The sequence below is a fragment of the Mycolicibacterium arseniciresistens genome (assembly GCF_030519285.1).
Taxonomy (GTDB): domain Bacteria; phylum Actinomycetota; class Actinomycetes; order Mycobacteriales; family Mycobacteriaceae; genus Mycobacterium; species Mycobacterium arseniciresistens.
In genome coordinates this window covers 1-1,239 of record NZ_JAUMSQ010000378.1, presented here as the reverse complement: position 1 = coordinate 1,239, position 1,239 = coordinate 1, and the positions used below count along the sequence as shown (strand labels likewise).

Here is a 1,239-nt window from a genome sequence, read left to right as displayed (position 1 = left end):
GCCGCGCGAATCGCGCGCCCCCCCTTCTGTGAAGCGTGTGATGACCGAAGCCGGCCCTGGCTCTAGCCGAGGATGAGCCCCTTGGCCGCACCCGTGGCGGTGGCGAACCGGTTCTGCACGTCGGCCCAGTTGACGACGTTCCAGAACGCCTTGACGTAGTCGGCCTTGACGTTCTTGTACTGCAGGTAGAACGCGTGCTCCCACATGTCCACCTGCAGCAGCGGAATGATGCCGAGCGGGACGTTGGCCTGCTGGTCGTACAGCTGGAAGGTCAACAGGCGCTGGCCCAGCGTGTCGTAGCCGAGCACCGCCCACCCCGAACCCTGCAGGCCGTTGGCGGCGGCGGTGAACTGCGCCCGGAAGTTGTCGAACGAACCGAACGCGTCGTCGATGGCCGCGCCCAACTCGCCGGTCGGCTTGTCACCGCCGTTCGGGGACAGGTTCTTCCACCAGATGGTGTGGTTGACGTGGCCGCCGAGATGGAAGGCCAGGTTCTTCTCGTTCAGGAAGATCGCGGAGTGGTCACCGCTCGCACGGGCCTCCTCCAGCTTCGACAGCGCGTCGTTGGCGCCCTTCACATAGGTCGCGTGATGTTTGCTGTGGTGGAGCTCGTTGATCTGTCCGGAGATGTGCGGCTCCAGGGCTCCGTAGTCGTAATCGAGTTCGGGCAGGGTGTATTCGGCCACGAGTTTCCTTCCTCTTGCTGATCGATGAAGCTCGACATCCTCGGTATCAAGGTCAACATTGCTCCATCACTGCGCGCACCGCAAGGACGCGCGGCGCATCTACAGCAGTACCCGTCGGAGCCGACTTCAGAACAGGACGATGAGGGCGAGAATGCCCAGCAGCACCAACGCGATGGCGGCGGCTCGCATGCAGGCCATGAGTTGGCTGCGGTTGTAGACGTGGGTGGAAGTGTGCCATTCAGACGGTGGCATAGCCGATCCCGAGCCCATCGGATGCGATGCCATCAAACGCTCCTGACCAGCACAATCAATGTCCGCCCCCAGGTGAGATCTATCACAGAAACCGTGTGTGACGCCGATCATAGCCCTTCGCGGGCCGACAGAAAAATCGGCCCCGCAAACCTGCCGCGCGCCGGATCGAGGGGTCTTGTGATCACCATGAGCCGATGTCGGTCTCCGCGTCTCCGCCGCCGGTGGCGTGGGCCGCGACGCGGCCGGGCCGCGGCGCGTGCGGGCATGGGAACCGGCGTCCTCGCGTCCGTCGTCGGCGTCC

Annotated in this window: 2 protein-coding genes; both read right to left on the bottom strand. The window is 64.5% G+C overall.

Features of this window, described 5'->3' with window-relative positions:
* Positions 1–62: 62 nt before the first annotated feature.
* Entirely contained in the window at positions 63–686 is a 624-nt protein-coding gene (locus Q2100_RS28705; RefSeq protein WP_264014274.1) for a superoxide dismutase, read from the bottom strand.
* Positions 687–812: 126 nt separating this feature from the next.
* Positions 813–971, bottom strand: a complete 159-nt coding sequence (locus Q2100_RS28700; protein WP_302916767.1) for a hypothetical protein — start codon at positions 969–971, stop codon at positions 813–815.
* Positions 972–1,239 lie beyond the last annotated feature (268 nt).

Bases quoted from the DNA above. Each gene is read 5' to 3' on its own strand.
- Q2100_RS28700 (WP_302916767.1), bottom strand. From the start codon at position 971: ATGGCATCGCATCCGATGGGCTCGGGATCGGCTATGCCACCGTCTGAA.